This window comes from Streptomyces sp. NPDC088817 (assembly GCF_044750345.1).
In the GTDB taxonomy this organism is placed as follows: domain Bacteria; phylum Actinomycetota; class Actinomycetes; order Streptomycetales; family Streptomycetaceae; genus Streptomyces.
On the sequence record NZ_JBIVJN010000003.1, the window covers coordinates 341482 to 362857 of the forward strand.

The 21376-nt window shown below is 70.6% G+C and carries 15 protein-coding genes; 6 read left to right on the top strand and 9 right to left on the bottom strand.

The annotated features are described in order from the left end of the window. Positions 1-7: 7 nt before the first annotated feature. The 6 genes from ACIP4X_RS07735 to ACIP4X_RS07760 form a co-directional block, all read right to left on the bottom strand. Positions 8-1168 (bottom strand): dipeptide ABC transporter ATP-binding protein, encoded by a 1161-nt coding sequence (locus ACIP4X_RS07735; RefSeq protein WP_358728911.1) that lies wholly within the window; start codon positions 1166-1168, stop codon positions 8-10. Further along, the gene (locus ACIP4X_RS07740; RefSeq protein ID WP_358728909.1) at positions 1161-2207 is read right to left on the bottom strand and encodes an ABC transporter ATP-binding protein; all 1047 of its coding nucleotides are present in this window, start codon (positions 2205-2207) and stop codon (positions 1161-1163) included. The genes ACIP4X_RS07735 and ACIP4X_RS07740 overlap by 8 nt, the downstream gene beginning before the upstream one ends. A gap of 51 nt (positions 2208-2258) precedes the next feature. Beyond that, positions 2259-3182, bottom strand: a complete 924-nt coding sequence (locus ACIP4X_RS07745; protein ID WP_358728907.1) for an ABC transporter permease — start codon at positions 3180-3182, stop codon at positions 2259-2261. A 33-nt stretch (positions 3183-3215) separates the two neighbouring features. Then, complete coding sequence (locus ACIP4X_RS07750; protein ID WP_358728905.1) at positions 3216-4142, bottom strand: ABC transporter permease; 927 nt, start codon at positions 4140-4142, stop codon at positions 3216-3218. A 189-nt stretch (positions 4143-4331) separates the two neighbouring features. Beyond that, entirely contained in the window at positions 4332-5981 is a 1650-nt protein-coding gene (locus tag ACIP4X_RS07755; RefSeq protein WP_358728903.1) for an ABC transporter substrate-binding protein, read from the bottom strand. A 474-nt stretch (positions 5982-6455) separates the two neighbouring features. Further along, the gene (locus ACIP4X_RS07760) at positions 6456-6725 is read right to left on the bottom strand and encodes a hypothetical protein (RefSeq protein WP_401347205.1); all 270 of its coding nucleotides are present in this window, start codon (positions 6723-6725) and stop codon (positions 6456-6458) included. Between the two features lie 397 nt (positions 6726-7122). Between ACIP4X_RS07760 and typA the strand changes: the two genes are divergently transcribed. Next, the gene (gene typA, locus ACIP4X_RS07765) at positions 7123-9030 is read left to right on the top strand and encodes a translational GTPase TypA (protein ID WP_358728899.1); all 1908 of its coding nucleotides are present in this window, start codon (positions 7123-7125) and stop codon (positions 9028-9030) included. Positions 9031-9096: 66 nt separating this feature from the next. Here typA and ACIP4X_RS07770 read toward each other — a convergent pair whose 3' ends face one another. Next, the gene (locus ACIP4X_RS07770) at positions 9097-11334 is read right to left on the bottom strand and encodes an ABC transporter substrate-binding protein (RefSeq protein WP_391459596.1); all 2238 of its coding nucleotides are present in this window, start codon (positions 11332-11334) and stop codon (positions 9097-9099) included. Between the two features lie 329 nt (positions 11335-11663). Between ACIP4X_RS07770 and ACIP4X_RS07775 the strand changes: the two genes are divergently transcribed. The 4 genes from ACIP4X_RS07775 to ACIP4X_RS07790 all read left to right on the top strand — a co-directional run bounded on the left by ACIP4X_RS07775 (position 11664) and on the right by ACIP4X_RS07790 (position 15629). Further along, positions 11664-11951, top strand: a complete 288-nt coding sequence (locus tag ACIP4X_RS07775) for a hypothetical protein (protein ID WP_358728895.1) — start codon at positions 11664-11666, stop codon at positions 11949-11951. An 81-nt stretch (positions 11952-12032) separates the two neighbouring features. Further along, positions 12033-12869 carry a hypothetical protein gene (locus tag ACIP4X_RS07780; protein WP_358728893.1) on the top strand — a complete coding sequence of 279 codons (837 nt, stop codon included), beginning with the start codon at positions 12033-12035 and terminating at the stop codon, positions 12867-12869. Positions 12870-12894: 25 nt separating this feature from the next. Beyond that, positions 12895-14862 carry a fumarate reductase/succinate dehydrogenase flavoprotein subunit gene (locus ACIP4X_RS07785; protein WP_391459600.1) on the top strand — a complete coding sequence of 656 codons (1968 nt, stop codon included), beginning with the start codon at positions 12895-12897 and terminating at the stop codon, positions 14860-14862. Then, the gene (locus ACIP4X_RS07790; RefSeq protein ID WP_401347210.1) at positions 14859-15629 is read left to right on the top strand and encodes a succinate dehydrogenase/fumarate reductase iron-sulfur subunit; all 771 of its coding nucleotides are present in this window, start codon (positions 14859-14861) and stop codon (positions 15627-15629) included. Before ACIP4X_RS07785 ends, ACIP4X_RS07790 begins: the two co-directional genes overlap by 4 nt. A 32-nt stretch (positions 15630-15661) precedes the next feature. Here the strand turns inward: ACIP4X_RS07790 and ACIP4X_RS07795 are convergent, their stop codons facing one another. Then, positions 15662-16879: a hypothetical protein gene (locus tag ACIP4X_RS07795; protein ID WP_391459604.1), complete on the bottom strand. Its 1218-nt coding sequence runs from the start codon at positions 16877-16879 to the stop codon at positions 15662-15664. A 94-nt stretch (positions 16880-16973) separates the two neighbouring features. Here ACIP4X_RS07795 and ACIP4X_RS07800 point away from each other — a divergent pair, with 94 nt between their 5' ends. Beyond that, positions 16974-18713: a hypothetical protein gene (locus tag ACIP4X_RS07800; protein WP_401347213.1), complete on the top strand. Its 1740-nt coding sequence runs from the start codon at positions 16974-16976 to the stop codon at positions 18711-18713. Positions 18714-18731: 18 nt separating this feature from the next. On the opposite strand, the gene ACIP4X_RS07805 is transcribed toward ACIP4X_RS07800, so the two are convergent. Further along, entirely contained in the window at positions 18732-21344 is a 2613-nt protein-coding gene (locus tag ACIP4X_RS07805) for a SpoIIE family protein phosphatase (protein WP_358728884.1), read from the bottom strand. Between the last annotated feature and the right edge of the window lie 32 nt (positions 21345-21376).

Genomic DNA, 21376 nt, shown 5'->3' on the forward strand with positions numbered 1-21376 from the left:
CAGCGGGTCACGCCGCGCCGACGACGTCCTTCTCCTCGGCGAAGTGGCAGGCCGACTCGTGGGCCGCCGGGGAGTCCGAGCCCTTGAAGCGCTCGGGCACGGCGAGCAGCGGGACCTCCTCGGCGCACTTGTCCTGCGCCTTCCAGCAGCGGGTGCGGAAGCGGCAGCCCGAGGGCGGGTTGGCCGGGGACGGCACGTCGCCGGCCAGGATGATCCGCTCCCGGTGCTCGCGGGCCTCCGGATCCGGCACCGGAACCGCCGACAGCAGCGCCTGGGTGTAGGGGTGCGTCGGGTGGTCGTAGATCTGCTCGTCGCTGCCGATCTCGGCCATCTTGCCGAGGTACATCACACCCACGCGGTCCGAGATGTGCCGGACGATCGACAGGTCGTGCGCGATGAAGACGTAGGAGAGGTTGAACTCGTTCTGCAGACGCTCCATCAGGTTGATGACCTGCGCCTGGACGGACACGTCCAGGGCCGAGACCGGCTCGTCGCAGATGATGACCTCGGGGTTGAGCGCGAGGCCGCGGGCGATGCCGATGCGCTGGCGCTGACCGCCGGAGAACTGGTGCGGGTACCGGTTGATGTACTCCGGGTTGAGGCCGACGACGTCCAGCAGCTCCTGCACCTTGCGGCGCCGGTCGCCCTTGGGGGCCGCCTCGGGGTGGATCTCGAAGGGCTCGCCGATGATGTCGCCCACCGTCATACGGGGGTTGAGCGACGTGTACGGGTCCTGGAACACCATCTGGATGTTGCGGCGCACCGCCTTCAGCGCGCGCCCCGACAGCCGGGTGATGTCCTGGCCCTTGTAGAAGATCTCGCCCGCGGTCGCCTGCTCCAGGTTCATCAGGAGCTTGGCGACGGTGGACTTGCCGCAGCCGGACTCGCCCACGATGCCCAGGGTCTCGCCCTGGTACAGGTCGAAGGAGATGCCGTCGACGGCCTTGACCGCGCCGATCTGCTTCTTGAACAGGATGCCCTGGGTCAGCGGGAAGTGCTTGACCAGGTTGCGGACCTGCAGGATCGGCTCGCCGCGCTCGACGGGCGCGTCGATCGCCGCGACCGCCTCCTCCTCGGAGGCCGCGTCGACGGTGTCCACCTCGGAGACGTTCGGCGTGGCGTCGTCCTGCGGCTCGTTGTCCTTCGCGAGCTTCGTGGGCTCAGCCATGGATCGTCTCCTTCCAGAAGTGGCATGCGGAGCGGCGGCCCGGCAGCTCCGTGCCGTCGCGCTCGGTCACCGGCACCAGCGGCGGTGCGTCGGTGCGGCAGACGTCCTGCGCCATGCTGCAGCGCGGGTTGAACGCGCAGCCCGGCGGGATCGCCTGGAGGTTGGGCGGCAGGCCCTTGATGGCGTACAGCTCCTGGCCCTTGTGGTCCAGGCGCGGGATCGAGTCCAGCAGGCCCTTGGTGTACGGGTGCGCGGGGCGCTTGTACAGCTCGTGCACCGGCGCGGTCTCGACGATCCGCCCCGCGTACATCACCGCGATCTTGTCGGCGACGTCCGCGACCACACCCAGGTCGTGGGTGATCAGGATCAGGCCCATGTTGTACTCGCGCTGAAGCTCCGCGAGCAGGTCCATCACCTGGGCCTGGACGGTCACGTCGAGAGCCGTGGTCGGCTCGTCGGCGATGATCAGGTCCGGCTCCAGGGCGAGCGCCATGGCGATCATGATGCGCTGGCGCATACCGCCGGAGAACTGGTGCGGGTAGTCGCCGACGCGCTGGGCGGCGGCGGGGATGCGCACGCGGTCCATCAGCTCGATGGCCTTGGCCTTGGCGTCCTTCTTGGACATGCCCTGGTGGGCCCGGAACATCTCGCCGAGCTGGTAGCCCACCGACAGCACCGGGTTGAGCGAGGACAGCGCGTCCTGGAAGATCATCGCCATCTTGGCGCCGCGCAGCTTGCGCCGCTCGTTCTCCGGCAGGCGCAGGATGTCCTGGCCCTGGAAGAAGATCTCGCCCTTGGCGATCCGTCCGGGCGGGCTGTCCAGAATGCCCATGATCGCCTGCGCGGTGACGGACTTGCCGGAGCCCGACTCACCGAGCACGGCGAGCGTCTCGCCCGCCCTGACGCTGTAGTTGACGCCGTTGACCGCCTTGGTCACGGTGTCACGGACCTTGAACTCCACGTGCAGGTCGCGGACTTCGAGAAGCGGCGCGGTCCCGTCCGCCCCAGTGTTGCCGGGTGCCATCTCCAGGCTGGTCATGCCGTCACCTTCATCGTGCTTGGTCACAGGGGTTCGACTCATGGCGGTGCCTCACCGCAGCTTCGGGTCGAGCGCGTCGCGCAGGCCGTTGCCCAGCAGGATGAAGCCCAGCGCGGTGATGACGATGGCGAGGCTCGGGTACGTCCACATGAAGTCCTTGACGCCCATGAAGCCGCGGCCGGCGGAGATCATGTTGCCCCACTCGGCGACCTCGGGGTCGACGCCGACGCCGAGGTACGACAGCGACGCCTCCGCCACGATCGCGATGCCGACGTTGCTGGTGCCGTACACCAGCACCGACGTCAGCGAGTTGGGCAGGATGTGCTTGCGGATGATCCGCCCCTGGCTCGCGCCCAGCGCCTTGGCCGCGTGCACGTAGTCCATCTCGCGCACCGAGAGGATCTGGCTGCGCAGCAGGCGGGCGAAGGTCGCCCAGGTGAAGATGCCGAGCGAGAGCACGACGGGCAGCACGCCGCGGCCCATCACCAGGATGATGACGATGGCGCCGATCAGCAGCGGGAAGGCGAAGAAGATGTCGGCGACGCGCATGATGACCGTGTCGACCCAGCGGCCGTAGTAACCGGCCAGGGAGCCCAGCAGGATGCCGATGGTGAGGGCCACGAGGATCGAGGCGAGACCCACGACGATGGCGATGCGGCTGCCGTAGATGAGCCGCGAGAGCTGGTCGCGCCCGAGGGCGTCGGTGCCCAGCAGGTGATCGCCGCCCGGGGCCTGCAGCGTGTTCATCAGGTTCTGCTTGAGCGGGTCGTACGGCGCGAGCAGCGGGGCGAAGATCGCGACGAGGATGAGGACGACGATGATCGCCAGACCCACCACGGCCAGCTTGTTGGCGAAGAAGCGGTGCCGGATGTCGGACCACTGGCTGACCCTGGCGACGCTGGGTTCGGCGTCCGGGCGCGCCGGGGCGGGGCCGGCCGCCGTCGGCTCTCCCGTGCCCGAGACGAGTTCGGTCATTGTGTGACTCCTAGAGGAAAACGACCCTGCGGGTCAGGCAAGGCGGATGCGCGGGTCGAGAGCGGCGTAGAGCAGGTCGACGATCAGGTTCAGCACGACGAAGACCGCCACACCGATCGTCACGACCCCCACGATGATGGGGTTGTTGTTCTGCCCGATCGCCTGGATCAGCGCGAGGCCGATGCCGTTCCAGTTGAAGATCGTCTCCGTGATGATGGCGCCGCCGAGCAGCGAGCCGAAGGAGATACCCAGGTAGGTGATCACCGGGATGACCGAGTTGCGCATGATGTGCCGGGCGAGGACCGTCCGGCGGGGCAGGCCCTTGGCGATGGCCGTCTTGACGTAGTCGGCGCGCAGTACCTCCAGCATCGTGCTGCGCGCGAGCTGGGCCACGAGGGCCGCGTCGATGATGGCGAGGGTGATGGCGGGGAGCACGATGCCCTCGAAGCTGTCGCCGGCGATCAGCGGGAACCAGCCCAGCTTGATGACGAAGATGCTCTGCATGATCATGCCGAGCACGATGGACGGCACGCCGATGGCCAGGGTCGTGAGGAAGGTCGCCGACACGTCCCAGATGGAGTATCTGCGCATGGCGGCGAGCACGCCGACCGAGATGCCGATGATGACGTCGATCACGATGGCCGCGACCGCCAGCTTCGCAGTGTTCCCCAGCTTCGGGGCCAGGATCTCGGTGACCGGGCGGTCCTGCGTGTAGTCCGTGCCGAGGTCCCCGGTGACAAGCTTGCCGACGTACGTCCCGTACTGGACGACCAGCGGCTTGTCGAGTCCGTACTGCTTGTGCATCTCCGCGATGACGGCCGGGTCCCGCGCCTTGTCGCTGCCGGCGATCTGACCCACCGGGTCACCGGGGATCACGAACAGGCAGGCGAACAGAATCATCGTCGCGCCGAGCACGACCACGACGAGCTGGCCCAGCCTGCGGACCACGTACCTTCCCATAACTGCCTCTCTACCTCGCTGCCACTTCCTCAGCAGCTCCCTCGCGCCCCGGAATGTGGGGGGGTGGGGTGGGGGCGGGAGAGGTGGATCACACCTCTCCCGACGGTCGGCGGGGGTCGTGGTGTCCGAGCCCCAGCTCGAACCCCACGACCCCCGGTTTCCGGATTCCGCGCCGTGCGCGGCGACCCGTTACTTCAGCTTGATCTCAGCGAGGTTCGGGTCCTCGTGGAAGTCCATCGCCATGTTGTCGAACTTCTTGGTGTTGGCGAGACGCAGCTGGTGACGGTTCCAGAGCGGGATCAGGGCCATGTCGTCCATGGCGACCTTCTCCGCCTCCTTGTAGATCTCGTTGCGGCCGGCCTGGTCCTCGGTGGCGCGGGCCTTGGCGAGCAGGTCGTCGAACTTCTTGTTGCTGTAGCGGCCGCGGTTGTCACCGGTGACCTTGCCGGAGGCGTCCTTGTTGATCGACGCGGTGTCCAGCAGCGGGTACAGGAAGTTGTCCGGCGTCGGGTAGTCCGCACCCCAGGCGAAGCGGTACAGGCCGGTCGCGTTCGGCTTCTGCTGGTCGCCGAGGAGCTCGGCGAACGGCTTGCCGGTCGCCTTCACCTTGACGCCGAGGACCTCCTCGAGCTGCTGCTTGACGGCCTGGATCCACTCCTCGTGGCCCGCGCCGGTGTTGTAGCCGAGCTCGATGGTGGTGCCCGGCTTCAGGCCGCCTTCCTTGGCGAGCTGCTTGGCCTTGGCCTTGTCCTGCGCGACGCAGGAGGTGCACAGGTCCTTCTGGTACACGTCCTTGAACGCCGGCGGCAGGATCGTCGTCGACTTGCTCTGCATGTTCTGGAAGACGCCCTTGATGATGGCGTCCCGGTCGATCGCGTAGGAGACGGCCTCGCGGGCCTTCGCGTTCTTCAGCGGACCGTTGTCGGTGATCGGCAGGAGGTAGTTCATACCGTTGGTGTCCTGCTCGAGCCACTCACCCTGCGAGTCGTACTTGGCCTTGGCGGCCGGCAGCTGCGGGGTGGGCATACGGGCCCAGTCGTACTGGCCCGACTCGAAGCCCTGGTACTCCAGCGTCACGCCGTTGTTGGAGTTCAGGATGTCGATCTGCACCTTGTCCAGGTGCGCCTTGGTCAGGCCGTAGTCGTCGTTGCGGACGAGCGTGATCGACTTGTTGTGCTCCCACTTGCCCGACATCTTGAAGGGGCCGTTGCCGATGGGGGCGTCATTGTACGCCTTGTTCTTGGCGTCGCCCGCGACCTTCGGGACGGGGCTGAAGACCGTGTGGGTGAGCTTGATGTAGAACTCGAAGTCCGGCTCGGACAGCTTCACCTGGAGGGTGTACGGGTCCGGGGCGCTCAGACCGGACAGGGTCTTGGCCTTGCCCGACTGCACGTCGCCGAAGCCCTCGACGCCGGCCATGTGGTAGGCGACGTCGGACGCGGCCGACTTCTGCGCCACGCGGTTCCAGCCGCGGATGAAGGACTCGGCGTCCACCGCTTCACCGTTGGTGAACTTGGTGCCCTTCTTGATGCCGAAGGTCCAGGTCTTGCCGTCCTTGCTGACCTTCTTGGAGGTGGCCAGCGCCGGAAGGACCTGACCGTCGGCGGTCGGCAGGTACAGACCGGTGAACAGGTTGGTCGTGACGAGGATGCCCTCGGACTCCTGCGCGTTGTACGGGTCAATGGCCACCGGTTCGGTGATACCCATCCGGAAGGAGCCACCGTCCTTGCCGGAGCCCTTGCTACCGCTGCTGCTGTCGTCGCCGCCTCCGCAGGCGGTCGCAGCCAGGGCTATGACGATTGCACCAGCGACCCACTTGGCGCTCCTGGCACCACGCATGGGTTCCTCCTCTGAGTCCTGTGTTCACCGCAAGGCGGAGCACACGACATCCCACGGTCATGAAGAACGGGGAAGGTACACGTGCACCCGCAACGCTCGTGAGTCGGCGCCTCCTGCAGCGCATGACCCGTCGACCCGAGCTCTACGCGCCTAACTATCTGCCATCGCTCACCGGTCGGACCACTGCCATTCGGTCTCGGTTCGATCACACCTGATGGCTACATCTTCCAAAATCCGGACAAACCGTTTCGCGAAAGATCCCTGCGAAACGGACTTGTTACACAACTATCGGAATCGCACGTCCGGATATCGGACAATCTGACGGGAAATCAGTTGCGCTCGTCGGCGGAGTCATGCTCTCGACGCCGCAAGCGGGAGGAACCGGGACACACCCACCGAGGGGTACGCACATTTGCGCCACCTTAGCGTCGCGGAGTCGCCGGCGCGATCCCTGAGCGGCCCCGGGCCGTTCCCCTAGGGAAAACCCTCGATCGACCGATCCCACCTGCGAACGGAGCGGGGCCGGGGCTCCCGACCCCAGCTGTGCGCCTTGCCGTGGCCCTCCTTGGACCAGCCCGTGCCGCTGCTGTTGCAGGTCTTGGGCTTGTCATAGCCGGAGGCCTTCTTGACGCCACTGAAGACCACGTAGGTCCCCGGCTTGTTGAAGTTGTGGGTGACCGACTCGCTCGTCTCCTTCGCCTTCTCCCCCGCCTTGGTCAGGGTCCCGGAGACATGGGCGTCCATGCCGGAGATGACCCAGCCGGCCGAGTAGCTGGCCCCGGCGGTGACCTCCCGGCCGGAGGTGACGGTCCTGCGGTAGGTCGCGGACTTGTATCCCGGCTCACATGGTCACTGCCTTCTCCCCGTTTCCACTGGCCCGGCCTGGTACCGGCCGGGTTCCCGGCCTCGCCGAATGACGAGGTCAGGTCAAAGTAGACAGTCGTGATCCAAAGGGATACGAGCGACTTGAGGGAAACGTGAGCTTGCGGTCGGTTGCGGCCTTCGCGCCGGTCGGCGGCGACAGCAGGGTGACAGCACCCCGTACGATGGGGTGAGGCCGTGGCGGGTCCCCGCCCGGCAGGGCCCGCGTAACACCGACGTACGCGCAGGTCGTCCGCACACTTCGGGAGTACGCCTCACTATGGCCACGCGCCACGACATCCGCAACGTCGCCATCGTCGCCCACGTCGACCACGGCAAGACCACCATCGTCGACGCCATGCTGAAGCAGGCCGGCGCCTTCGCCGCGCATCAGCTCGACCAGGTCGACGAGCGCATGATGGACTCGAACGATCTGGAACGTGAGAAGGGCATCACGATCCTCGCCAAGAACACGGCGGTGAAGTACCACCCCAAGGACGGCGGGGAGCCCATCACGATCAACATCATCGACACCCCCGGCCACGCCGACTTCGGCGGTGAGGTCGAGCGCGGCCTGTCGATGGTCGACGGCGTCGTCCTGCTCGTCGACGCCTCCGAGGGCCCGCTGCCGCAGACCCGCTTCGTGCTGCGCAAGGCCCTCCAGGCCCGGCTGCCCGTCATCCTCTGCATCAACAAGACGGACCGGCCCGACGCCCGGATCGACGAGGTCGTCAACGAGGCCTACGACCTGTTCCTGGACCTGGACGCCGACGAGGACCAGATCGAGTTCCCGATCGTCTACGCCTGCGGCCGGGACGGCATCGCCTCGCTGACCAAGCCCGAGGACGGCACGGTCCCCGGCGACTCCACCAACCTGGAGCCGTTCTTCTCCACGATCCTCCAGCACATCCCGGCCCCCACCTACGACGAGGCCGCCCCGCTCCAGGCGCACGTCACCAACCTGGACGCGGACAACTTCCTCGGCCGTATCGCGCTGCTGCGCGTGGAGCAGGGCGAGCTGCGCAAGGGCCAGACGGTCGCCTGGATCAAGCGCGACGGCTCCGTGCACAACGTGCGGATCTCCGAGCTGATGATGACCGAGGCGCTCACCCGCAAGCCCGCCGAGAAGGCCGGCCCCGGTGACATCTGCGCCGTCGCCGGTATCCCGGACATCATGATCGGCGAGACCCTCGCGGACACCGAGAACCCGATCGCGCTGCCGCTGATCACGGTCGACGAGCCGGCGATCTCCATGACCATCGGCACCAACACCTCCCCGCTGGTCGGCCGCGGCGGCACCGGCAAGGGCGCCGACGCGAAGGCGGCCGTCAAGGACCGCAAGGTCACAGCCCGCCAGGTCAAGGACCGCCTCGACCGCGAGCTGATCGGCAACGTCTCGCTGCGTGTCCTGGACACCGAGCGCCCGGACGCCTGGGAGGTGCAGGGCCGCGGCGAGCTGGCGCTGGCCATCCTGGTCGAGCAGATGCGCCGCGAGGGCTTCGAGCTGACCATCGGCAAGCCGCAGGTGGTCACCAAGGAGGTCGACGGCAAGGTCCACGAGCCGGTCGAGCGCATGACGATCGACGTGCCCGAGGAGCACATGGGCGCCGTCACGCAGCTCATGGGCGTGCGCAAGGGCCGGATGGACAACATGTCCAACCACGGCTCCGGCTGGGTCCGCATGGAGTTCGTCGTCCCGTCCCGGGGCCTGATCGGCTTCCGCACCGAGTTCCTGACCCAGACCCGCGGCACGGGCATCGGCCACTCCATCCACGAGGGCTTCGAGCCCTGGTTCGGCACGCTGCAGACCCGTAACAACGGCTCCCTGGTCGCCGACCGCTCCGGCTCCGTCACCGCCTTCGCGATGACGAACCTCCAGGAGCGCGGCGTGCTGTTCACGGACCCGGGCACCGAGGTGTACGAGGGCATGATCGTCGGTGAGAACTCCCGCTCCGACGACATGGACGTCAACATCACCAAGGAGAAGAAGCTCACCAACATGCGGTCGTCGTCGGCCGACTCGTTCGAGGCGATCGTCCCGCCGCGCAAGCTCTCTTTGGAGCAGTCGCTGGAGTTCTGCCGCGACGACGAGTGCGTCGAGGTCACCCCGGAGGCGGTCCGCATCCGCAAGGTCGTCCTCGACCAGCGCGACCGCGCCCGCGCCGCCAGCCGCGCCAAGCACTCCTGACCCTCGGGCACACCAACCGGCAGGCGCCGCTCTCCGGAGCGGCGCCTGCCGGCGTTTCCGGGCGTGTCAGCCCTTCGTTGAGGCGCCGCCCGACGGCTGCGCCCCCTTCTTCAGGAAGCCCATGTCCTCGTAGACGGGGGTCTGGAAGCCGAAGGCCCCGACGTTCGCGAGGTTCCTGCGGACGGCCGTGAGCTGGGGCCGCTGATAGAGGGGGATCGACCCGGCCGCCGCCCAGATGCGGGCGTCGGCCTTGCGCAGCAGGCCCGCCTGCTCGCCCTCGTCCAGGGTGGTGAGGGCCTGGTCGAAGAGCTGGTCGACCTGGTCGGTGCCGACGCGCGTGTAGTTCTGCTGGACGTTCAGGGAGCCGTCGGCGGCCGGCACCGGCTTGGCGTAGATGGGCCGGGCGTCGGTGGCCGGCCAGGCGGAGGCGGGCCAGGAGTACAGCGCGAGGTCGAACTGCCCGGAGGCGATGTGGTCCCGGAAGTAGCTCTCGTCGGGCACCTTGGTGATCTCCGTGCCGATGCCGACCTTCTTGAGCATGACGGTCACCCGGTCGGCGACCTTGCGCAGCGAGTCCGAGCCGGGGCCCGAGGGAACCACGAAGCGCAAGGTGAGCGGCTTGCCGTCCTTGGCCAGCGGCCCCGCGGCGGCGGGCCCCGGAGCGGCGGTGCCCTTGGGGGCGTAGGCACCGGGAGCGCCGCCCTGCTTGAGGTGGTCGCCGGTGTACTGCTGCCTGCCGTCCTGGGCGAGCTGCTTGGGGCCGCCGTCGCCCGGCCGGCTCTGCTCCTGGTCCCGGTGGTCGCGGTCCTGCTCGCTCCGGCCGGGTCCCTTGCCGTCCTCCACGTCGTCGTTCTGGCCGACGATGTACGTCCCGTCACCGGCGGAGTTCGGGGAGCCGTGGCCCTCGCCGCCGGCCGCCTTGTCCCCCTTCTCGGCCTTCTTGGCGTCCTTCTGCTCCTTGATCGGGCCGGGCACCCAGCCGGCGTCCGCGAGCAGGTCCCGCGCCTGGGCGGAGTCCTCGCCGCCGAGGGCGTCGCTGCTGTCGGCGTAGGCGTTCTGGCCGGACAGGGCGAGGTGGCTGCCGACCGGGACCGCGGGCAGGCCGAGCGGCTTCAGGACGATCTCGGCGAGCTCCTTGCGGTCCAGCGCGTGCGCGACCGCCTGGCGGACCCGCTCGTCGGCCAGGGGGCCCTCGGAGCCGTTGAGGGCGAGCTGGGTGTAGGCGGGCTCCAGCGACTTGCGCACCTGGAAGTCGCGCAGTGACTCCTGCTGGCGCAGATAGGCGGTGAGCGACGTGCGCTCCGCCGCCAGGGCGCGGCGCTCGTGGTCGGCGGCCTTGTCGTCGGAGCCGTGCAGCACCGCCCAGGAGCGCAGTGCCTTGGCGGCGGTGCGGCCGCCGGCCGGGCCCCGGAAGGGGCTGCCGCCCTGGGCGGCGGCCGTGATCCGCTGGACATCGCCGGGTTCGATGTCGGCCACGTCCACGGAGCCCTCGGCGAGGGCGGCGGCCCGCTTGTCGCCGGGCACCTCGTGCAGCACGATCTCGGACAGCTTGGCCGGGTGACCCCACCAGCGCGGGTTGCGCCCGAGGACGACGTCCTTGGACTTGGTGTCGATCTTCCGCACGGCGAACGGTCCGGCGCTGACCGCGAGCTTTCTGCGGGCGCCGTCGTTGAAGGCGTTCGCGGTGCCCATGACGTCCTTGGGGTACAGCGGCGAGAACAGCGACCGCCAGTCGGCGTAGGGGCGGGCGAAGGTGACCCGGACCTCCAGGTCACTGGCGCCGCGCTCGATCTTCTCGATGCGGTCGTACCCGGCGTTGCGGGCGGTCCAGTACGCCGAGTCCTTGCCGGACAGGGCGCGCCACTGGGCGGCGAAGTCGGCGGCGCCGATCTCGCGGCCGTCGCTCCAGACGGCCTGCTGGTTGAGCCGGTAGACGACGACCTGCTTGGGCTCGGTCTCGACCACCCGGGCGGACTCCAGGTAGTCGGCGTCGCGCTGCGGACGGCCGTTCGCGTCGAGCCGGAACATGGCGGGCAGCACCGCCTGGGCGATGCGGGTGGTGCCGGCGTCGGCGTCGGCCTGGAAGGTGTTCAGCGTCTGCGGCATCGCGTCCACGGCCCAGCGCAGTCTGCCGCCGTCGGCGATCTGGTTGCGGGCGGCGGGCGCGATGTCCTGGGCGGCCAGCGGCTTGCTGCCCTCGTCGTCCGAGCCGCAGCCTGCGAGCAGGGGCACCGCGAGGGCGCCCGCGGTCAGGAAGGCGACCGAGCGCATGACCGCGCCCGGACCGACACCGTCGTAGGACATCTGTGCTACCTCCGTGGAGCCGCTCCCGCCGGTGGCACGGGTAGGGTTTGATCGCATTTGGCGGTATTTTGGTGTTCATCAGATCTACGGCCCACTGAAGAGGAAAGGGTTCGTCAGCCGGAGGCGACACGGCGGAGCGGGCTTGCAAGGTCACCCGTTCGGCGCAGGCAGCCTCCGGCGCACCCGGAGCGCGTGCGGGCGTGCGCGTGGGGTGTGCATTCCGCCAATCGATGCACATCCCTTCCCACCGACAGGTGTGACGCGCAACACTCGCAGGCGCATGAACGTCGCCGCCTAGGGCCCCGCGCCCGTGGAAGTGAGGTCACGTCATGTCCGTGCACGACGACCTGACGTCGGTCCAGCGCGCTCTCGACGATCTGCTGCGGTCGGTGGGCCGACTGGAGCACCAGCTCGCGGGCGGGCTGGAGATACGCCGCGTGCGCACCGACGCCGACCATCTGCGCGAGAGTGTCGCCCTGCTGCGCGAGGCGTCCCAGGACCGGGCCGCGCCGCAGCAGCCCGCGCTCGTCACCATCTCCGACGCGCCCTACGACATCTCCCTGTGGACGGACTCGGACGACGAGGGCCTCGGCGCCCGCGACCGCCACGCCCCCTGAACCGACCGCGAGTGACCCGAAGGGGCTCGACACCGGCTCCAGTGTCCCGGAGACGAGCCTGACAGAAAGGTGCGTCCCGCATTGGCCACAGGTACCGAACCCCCCGGCACACAACCCCATGCGCTCGGCGGCGGTGTCCGCTCCCCCGGACGGGCCCGGATCGCCGCCCGGCATCTGCGGACCGACCGGTGGTGGCTGGCGCCCGCCGCCACCGCGGCCGGACTGCTCGCGTTCGTCGTGTACTCGACCTGGCGGGCCTTCGCCAACGCGCACTACTACGCGGCGCCGTACGTCTCGCCGTTCTACTCGCCGTGCCTGGCGCAGAACTGCCGGACCATGCATGCGGGCCCCAACGCCGACCTGTTCGGCAGCTGGTGGGCGATCTCTCCGGCGATCATCATCCTGATCTTCCCGCTGGGCTTCCGGCTGACCTGCTACTACTACCGCAAGGCCTACTACCGGGGCTTCTGGGCGTCCCCGCCGGCCTGCGCGGTCGCCGAGCCGCACCGCACGTACACCGGCGAGACCCGCTTCCCGCTGATCCTGCAGAACATCCACCGGTACTTCTTCTACGCGGCGATCCTGGTGGCCGGCGTGCTGACCTACGACACCGTGCTGGCCTTCCGCGACCAGCACTACCGCTGGGGCCACATGGGGCTCGGCACCCTCGTCTTCCTGGTCAACATCGCGCTGATCTGGGCGTACACCATCTCCTGCCACTCCTGTCGGCACATCGTGGGCGGCAAGATCAAGCACTTCTCGAAGCATCCGGTGCGCTACCGCCTCTGGCAGTTCGTGAGCCGGCTGAACGCCCGCCACATGCAGCTCGCCTGGGCCTCCCTGCTCAGCGTGGCGCTCGCCGACTTCTACGTGTACCTGGTCGCCTCCGGCGCCTTCGACGATCCGCGGTTCTTCTGATGAGTACGACGACTGGGGCCTTGTGATGTCCGTGGTGGACCGGCAGGAATGGGACGTCGTCGTGGTCGGCGCGGGCGGCGCCGGGCTGCGCGCCGCGATCGAGGCCCGCGAGCGCGGAGCGCGCACCGCGGTGATCTGCAAGTCGCTGTTCGGCAAGGCGCACACCGTGATGGCCGAGGGCGGCATCGCGGCGGCCATGGCCAACGCCAACGAGCACGACAACTGGCAGGTCCACTTCCGCGACACCCTGCGCGGCGGGAAGTTCCTCAACCAGTGGCGGATGGCCGAGCTGCACGCGCAGGAGGCCCCGCAGCGGGTGTGGGAGCTGGAGACCTGGGGCGCGCTGTTCGACCGTACGAAGGACGGCCGGATCTCGCAGCGCAACTTCGGCGGGCACGAGTACCCGCGCCTGGCGCACGTCGGCGACCGCACGGGCCTCGAACTGATCCGCACGCTCCAGCAGAAGATCGTCTCGTTGCAGCAGGAGGACCACCGGGAGACCGGGGACTACGAGTCCCGGCTGAAGGTCTTCCAGGAGTGCACGGTGACCAGGGTCCTCAAGACCGCGCCCGACGGCGGCTCCCCCGTGGGCGGCCGCGTCTCGGGGGTCTTCGCCTACGAGCGCGAGTCCGGCCGCTTCTTCGTGCTGGAGGCGCCCTCGGTCGTCGTCGCGACCGGTGGCATCGGCAAGTCGTTCAAGGTGACGTCCAACTCGTGGGAGTACACCGGCGACGGGCACGCGCTCGCGCTGCTCGCCGGGGCGCCGCTGCTGAACATGGAGTTCGTGCAGTTCCATCCGACGGGCATGGTCTGGCCGCCGTCGGTGAAGGGCATCCTCGTCACCGAGTCGGTGCGCGGCGACGGCGGGGTGCTGCGCAACTCCGAGGACAAGCGGTTCATGTTCGACTACATCCCCGACGTCTTCAAGGAGAAGTACGCCGAGTCGGAGGAGGAGGCGGACCGCTGGTACGAGGACCCGGACAACAACCGGCGCCCACCGGAACTGCTGCCCCGTGACGAGGTGGCCCGCGCCATCAACTCCGAGGTCAAAGAGGGCCGCGGCTCACCGCACGGCGGGGTGTTCCTGGACGTGTCGACGCGGATGCCGGCCGAGGTCGTGCGGCGCCGGCTGCCCTCGATGTACCACCAGTTCAAGGAGCTGGCCGACGTCGACATCACGGCGGAGCCGATGGAGGTCGGGCCGACCTGCCACTACGTGATGGGCGGCATCGCGGTCGACTCGGACACGGCGGCGGCCCGCGGGGTGCCGGGGCTGTTCGCGGCCGGGGAGGTCGCGGGCGGCATGCACGGCTCCAACCGGCTCGGCGGCAACTCGCTGTCCGACCTGCTGGTGTTCGGGCGCCGGGCCGGGTGGCACGCGGCCGAGTACGCGCTGGGGGCCGCGCCCGCACGTCCGAGCGTGGACGAGACGCAGGTCGACGCGGCGGCCGCGGAGGCGCTGCGGCCGTTCTCGGCGGAGGGCGAGCAGGGCGGGGAGCCCGCGGACGGACCGCCGGAGAACCCGTACACCCTGCACCAGGAACTCCAGCAGACCATGAACGACCTGGTCGGCATCATCCGCCGCGAGGGCGAGATGGAGCAGGCGCTGAAGAAACTCGCCGAGCTGCGGGTACGGGCACGGCGGGCCGGGGTCGAGGGGCACCGGCAGTTCAACCCCGGCTGGCACCTCGCGCTGGACCTGCGGAACATGCTGCTGGTCAGCGAGTGCGTGGCGCGGGCCGCGCTGGAGCGCACGGAGTCGCGCGGCGGGCACACCCGCGAGGACTGCCCGTCGATGGACCGCGACTGGCGCCGGATCAACCTGCTGTGCCGGCTGACCGACCCGACGGGCGGGCTGGCGGCGACGGACCCCGTGCGCGGCCAGATCACCCTCTCCCGCGAGACCACCGAACCCATCCGCTCCGACCTGCTCGCCCTCTTCGAGAAGGAGGAGCTGGTCAAGTACCTCGCCGAAGAGGAGCTGTACGAATGAGCAGCTACGAGGCCCGCTTCAAGGTGTGGCGGGGCGACGCCCGGAGCGGGGGCCTGGAGGACTTCGCGGTCGAGGTCAACGACGGCGAGGTGGTCCTCGACATCATCCACCGGATCCAGGCGACCCAGGCGCCGGACCTCGCCGTGCGCTGGAACTGCAAGGCGGGCAAGTGCGGTTCGTGCTCCGCGGAGATCAACGGGCGGCCCCGGCTGATGTGCATGACCCGTATGTCGGTCTTCGACCCCGAGGAGACGATCACCGTCTCCCCGCTGCGTGCCTTCCCGGTCGTGCGCGACCTGGTGACGGACGTCGGCTACAACTACGCCAAGGCGCGCGAGGTTCCGGCGTTCGTCCCGCCGGCCGGTCTCGGTCCGGGCGAGTACCGCATGTTCCAGGAGGACGTGGACCGGTCGCAGGAGTTCCGCAAGTGCATCGAGTGCTTCCTGTGCCAGGACGTGTGCCATGTCGTGCGCGACCACGAGGACAACAAGCGGGCGTACGCGGGCCCGCGTTTCCTGATGCGCGTCGCCGAACTCGACATGCACCCGCTGGACGCCGCCGCGGAGACCGGCCTGGACCGCAAGCGCGCGGCCCAGGACGAGCACGGGCTCGGCTACTGCAACATCACCAAGTGCTGCACGGAGGTCTGCCCCGAGGGCATCAAGATCACCGACAACGCGCTGATCCCGCTGAAGGAACGGGCCGTCGACCGCAAGTACGACCCGCTGGTGTGGCTGGGGTCGAAGATCGGGCGCCGATCGTCGTAGGTCCCGCACCGGGGCCTCCGCCGACGCCATGATCAGGACGGGCGGGTCCAGCCCTCCCGGTAGGCGGTCCAGTCGGCCTCCGTGGCGGCGAAGTCGACGTACAGCGCGACACCGAAGCGCTCGCGGCCGGCGTCCGTGCGGGAGAGGCCGAGGCGGACACCGCGGACGGCGGCGGGGACGGTCTCGGCGGAGGCGCGATGGCCGAAGCGGTTGTCGTGGAAGAACGGCAGGCCCATCAGCAGGTCGGTCGTGGGCGGGGTGACCTCCAGGGCGAGGGAGGTCTGCTGGGCGACGTACCCGCCGTACAGGCTCGGCAGCGGCTGCATGGTGTCGTACGACATCACGGCGATCTGGTCGACGCGGCGGGCGACCTGGGCGAAGTACGCCTGCGACCACCACTTGGGGTGGTTGGTGAGCGTGCCCCACAGGGTGTGGAAGGCGGGCAGCGGGTCGATCTGGTGGGCGGCGACGGACAGGGGCACGCCGTGGGCGCGGGTGACGGCCCGCAGGTCGTCGAGCAGGCCGAGGTAGTCGCGGTCGCCGGAGTGCAGCGGCTCCAGGTCGAAGTGGGCGCCGTCGAAACCGGCCGCCAGGATCTCGCGGGTGGAGGTGACCACGGCCGCGCGCGTCGCGGCCCGCTCCAGCCGCATCCCGTCCGGGCTCTCGGTGGCCAGCTCGTCCCCGAGCCAGGCCTGCACACGGACGCCGGGGAGCGCGCGGTGCACGGCGGGTATCAGCCAACCGGCCCCGGAGTACGCCGACTTCGGAAGCGTGCCGTCGTGTTCGAGCGGACCCGCGTGCACATACAGGTCGCGGATGCCGGTTCCGCGCAGCCGGCGGGCGAGGGCGGCGACGTCGGCGTCCTTCTTCCGCCCGTCCACCCAGGCGTGCCCGAGCCAGATCGCGTCCTGCCCCCTGGTGTACGTCCTGTCGGCGAGGTCACCCATGTAGTTCACGCGAAGGGCACCCTCGGCCCCGACCAACGACAGCACCAGCAACAGCACGATCCCGAGGACAACCCGCCGAACCCAGCGCAGCCCCCGCCGCGCCCGCCGAACCGGACTCGCCCGGCCCTGCCCGGGATCGACGGACGCCCCGTCGGCGTCACGTTGCGCGTCGGCGGGCTCTTGCGCGACGGCCGCACCGGCCACGCTCACGGCATCCGGGGTCTCCCGGTCGTCGGCCGGGGCAGGCGCGTCGGGTGTGGGTGTTGCGTCGGTGTCCCTCTGGTCGCCGTTGGTGTTCTTCATGGCGGGGTTCTCTCCTGTGTTGTCGTGTCCCGTTCGACCCACCAGTGCCTCGGCCCGGTCGCGTGGTGGCTCGGGGGGTCATACGCTCCCGAATGTGACGGCATCGGTGTTCCGGGCGGCCCGGCCGCGGTGCGCGGTCCGCCGGCTGTCGGGGCGGGTGGCGCACATCGTGCTGGCTGGGGCGGCGGGCCTCGTGTGGCTGGTGCTCCCGGGGATGACGATCAACAGCGGCACCGCGGTTGCGCTCCCCGAGACCCGTCCGGTCACCGCCACCGCCGCACCGCGGCACGACGAGACGTCGCCCGGCTATCTCGCCCTGCCGCTCGTGGCGGTGGGCACGGCGGGTGTGCTCGCCGGGTACGCGTACGTCCGGCGGACCCGGCGGGCCAGGACCCGTACGACCCCCGGCGGCGGCCCCGCGCCGCCGTCCGCGCCGTGGCGGTCGCCGCCGCCGTCCGGCGAACTCAACCGGCGCTCAACGGAGTTGATCACCCTCGCGGACGACTGGGTGCGCACCAGCCGGGAGGAACTCGGTTTCGCCGAGGCACGGTTCGGCGCGGCGGCCGTCGAGCCGTTCACACGGGCGATACGGGAGGCGGAGGCGGAGCTCGCCGCCGCCTGCCGGATGCGGGAGCGCTACGACCACGGCGTGCCCGAGGACGCGGCGGCCCGGACGCAGGCGCTGGCCGGCGTGGTCGGGCGCTGCGAGGAGGCGGGGCGGCTGCTGGACGCGGAGGCCCCCTCCTTCGACGAACTGCGCGGCCTGGAAAGGGGGGTGGGTGACGCGCTGGAGGTCGCGGAGGCACGGTTCCGTGAGCTGGCGGGGCGCACGGGAATTGCCGCTTCGACCGTCGCCGGACTGCGCGAACGGTACGGCCCGGCGGCCGTCGCATCCGTCACGGGACACGTGGAGCTGGCCAAGGACCGGCTGCTGCTGGCCACCTCCCGGCTGAACCGGGCCCACCAGTCGGCCGACGCCCAGGACCCCGCGGCGGCCGCCCGTCATCTGCGCGTGGCCGAGGGCGCGGTCGACCAGATCGGGGTGTTCGTGCACGGCGTCGAGCGGCTGGCCGAGGAACTGTCGACCGCCGAGCGCCTCGTACCCGCGGCGCTCAGCGGCGCGGAGGCGGACGTGGAGGCGCTCCGGCACGCGGCCGAGTCCGCCGCCGCGCGACTGACCGCCGGTTCCCCGGGCACCCCGGGCCCCGGCGGGGCGCCGTCGCGCCCCTCGCCCGGCGCGGGTGCGGACACGGCCGGTGCCTCCGGCGCGACGCCCGCCCCCGTGCCCGGCGCGTCCTCGGTCGCCGTCCCCGTCGACGTCGCCGCCGGTGAGCTGCGCGCCCGCGTCACCCACGCCGACCTGGAACTGGCCCACGTCCGCGTACACGCCGAGCCGGCCGCGGGTCCGTACGACCCGCTGGAGGCGCTGCGGCGGATCGTACGGGCGACCGCGCCGGCCGGCACCCGGCGCTCCGGGGTCCTGTCGGCCGCCGAGGAACTCGTCGCGCGCAGCGCCCTCGCCGCCGCCGACGACTTCGTCGGCACGCACCGGGGCGCGGTCGGCGCCACCGCCCGCATCCGGCTGGCGGAGGCCTGGCGCCTCCTGCCGACCGACCCGCAGACCGCCGACCTCCTGGCCCGCCAGGCCCGCGGCCTCGCCGAGCAGGACGTGCGCCTGCACGGCAACCCGAGCGCCGCCACCATCGACCCGTCCGCCGGCGCCACCGCGGCGGTGCTCGGCGGCATCCTCCTGGCCGAGGACCCCGACGGCGGCCCGCCCGCCTGCTACGGCGGCCCGGGCACCCGGGCCCGCCGTCGCCCGAAACCGGCGTAGGCCTGGCCGGGCGGGCGGTCAGAACAGGCTGAGCAGTGCCTCCGCCGGGTCGGTCAGGACGTTCTCCCCGTCGGGCAGCGGGAGTTCGAACCAGACCGTCTTGCCGCGCGGGGTGCGGCGCGAGCCCCAGGCGGCGCTGAGCAGCCCCACGAGCTGGAGGCCGCGGCCGCCCTCGTCGGTGTCGCGGGCGCGGCGGCGGCGCGGCTGGACGAGGCCGGAGTCCCACACCTCGCAGACCAGGGTGCGGTCCAGGAGCAGACGGAGCCTGATCTCGCCCTCGCCGTAGCGCAGCGCGTTGGTGACCAGTTCGCTGACGAGGAGTTCGGTGGTGTCGATCAGCGGTTCGAGGTCCCAGGCGGTCAGCTGGGCGCGGGCGTGCTCACGGGCCCGCCCGACGCTGCGGGGTTCGCGTGGCAGGGCCCAGTCGCCGACGGACTCGGCGGGCAGGCCCTGGACGCGGGCCATCAGCAGCGCGATGTCGTCCTCGCCGTGGTGGGAGCCCAGCGTGTTGAGGATGTGGTCGCAGACGTCCTCCAGGGGGCGGGAGGGGTCCGTGAGGGCGCCGACGAAGGCCTGGAGGCCCTCGTCCAGGGGGTGGTCGCGCGATTCGACCAGTCCGTCCGTGTAGAGCGCCAGCAGCGCGCCCTCGGGGAGTTCGACCTCCACCTCCTCGAAGGGCTCGCCGCCCACGCCGAGCGGCATGCCGGGCGGCACGTCCAGCATCAGCGCGGACTCGCCGGGTTCGACGAGAACCGGCGGCAGGTGGCCCGCGTTGGCGAAGGTGCACCTTCGGGTGACCGCGTCGTAGACGGCGTAGATGCAGGTCGCCAGGTACACCTCGGAGAGGTCGGCCTCGCGGGGGCGGCGGGCGGCCCGGGTGGCCTGCTGGACACCGCCGGGCGCGCCGAGCCCGCGGGCGATCTCGTCCAACTGGGCTAGCACCTCGGCCGGTTCCAGGTCGAGGAGGGCGAGCGTGCGGACGGCCGTGCGCAGTTCGCCCATGGCGACGGCGGCGCGCAGACCGCGGCCCATCACGTCGCCGACGACCAGCGCCGTGCGGTGGCCGGGGAGTTCGATGACGTCGAACCAGTCGCCGCCGACCTCGCTCGGCCGGCCGGTGGCGGCGCTGCCGGGCAGGTAGCGGCAGGCGATGTCGAGGCCGGAGGCCTCCGGGTCGCCGGGCGGCAGCAGGGACCGCTGCAGTATCAGGGCGCGTTCGTGCTCGCGCCGGTACAGGCGGGCGTTGTCGATGCACACGGCGGCGCGCGCGGCGAGTTCGACGGCGAGTTCCCGGTCGCGCTGGCCGAACGGCTCGCTGCCCTTGGTGCGGGCGAACTGCGCGAGTCCGACCACCGTGTCGTGGGCGACCATCGGCACGGCCAGCGTGGTCTGCACGAGGCCGCCGTCCTCGCCGGGCACGGTCGCCGGGCGGGCGGTGCGCAGGGCGTCCGCGCGGGGCGAGTTGAACGGGTAGTGGTGGACGGCGCCGAGTTCGACGTGTGCGACGGTGCCGCCGAACGGGGCGCCGGAGACCGCGCTGGCGAACGCGACGCGGCGCAGTTCGGCGCTGCCGTCGGCGAGTCCGGGCGGGGTCTCGTCGCCGGCCAGCAGACCCTGGTAGAGGTCGACGGTCGCCAGGTCGCAGAAGCCGGGGACCACGACGTCGAGGAGTTCGCGCGCGGTGGTCTCCAGGTCGAGGGAGTTGCCGATGCGGGCGCCCGCCTCGTTGAGGAGGGCGAGGTTGCGGCGTGCGGCGGCGGCCTCGCGGGCGGCGTCGCGGCGGCCGGTGATGTCGGTTCCGAGCCAGGCGATGCCGATGGGCCGGCCGCTGCCGCTGTGCACGCGGTAGAGGTTGATGGACCAGTGACGGCGCTCGTCGGTTCCCGGCACGAAGCCGGAGACGTGCATGTCCGTGATGGACTGGCCGTCCTCCAGCACCCGGCGCAGGGTGGCGGTGACCCGCTCGGCCTCGCCGCGCGGCAGGTAGTCGCGCACCCCCTTGCCGCGGTGGTCGTCCGGTGTGCCGCCGAAGACGGAGGCGAACCGCTCGTTGGCGCGGCGGACCTTGAGGTCGGTGTCGATCAGCAGGAAACCGAACGGGGATTGACCGAAAATCGCCTGCGAGGCGGCGAGATCGGTCTCGATCCGCCGCAGGGTGCGGACGTCGGCGACGGTGCACACGGCGGCCCTGTCGCCCTCCACCGTGGTCGTCGGCATCACGTAGACCTCGGCGAGTCCCTCCTCACCGCGCCGGCCGTCCTCGTCGTCCGGGATCCGGAAGGGGACCACGCCGGTCCACTCCCGCCCGTCGAGGATCTCGGCCATCTTGCGCTGGCCGTGCTCGCGCAGGTCGGGGTCGACGAACGCCTCGATGGGGTCCATCCCGACGGCGCGTTCGGCGGAGATGCCGAAGAGGCGCTCGGCGCGCAGGCTCCACTGGTCGACGTGGCCGTCGGAGCCGATGGAGAAGGAGGCCACCTTGATGTAGTCGTACATCGAGCCGGGCGGGCTGCTCTGCCACATCGCGTCGGCGGACGGTGCCCCGTCGGCGGCACCGCCGCCCGCCGTTCCCGCCCTCGCGCCGTCCGACGGGTCCTCGGACTCCGTGGCCTTCGCTGGTATCTCGCTCACGCGAACCGTCCCCTCCAGCTCACCGCGCCCGG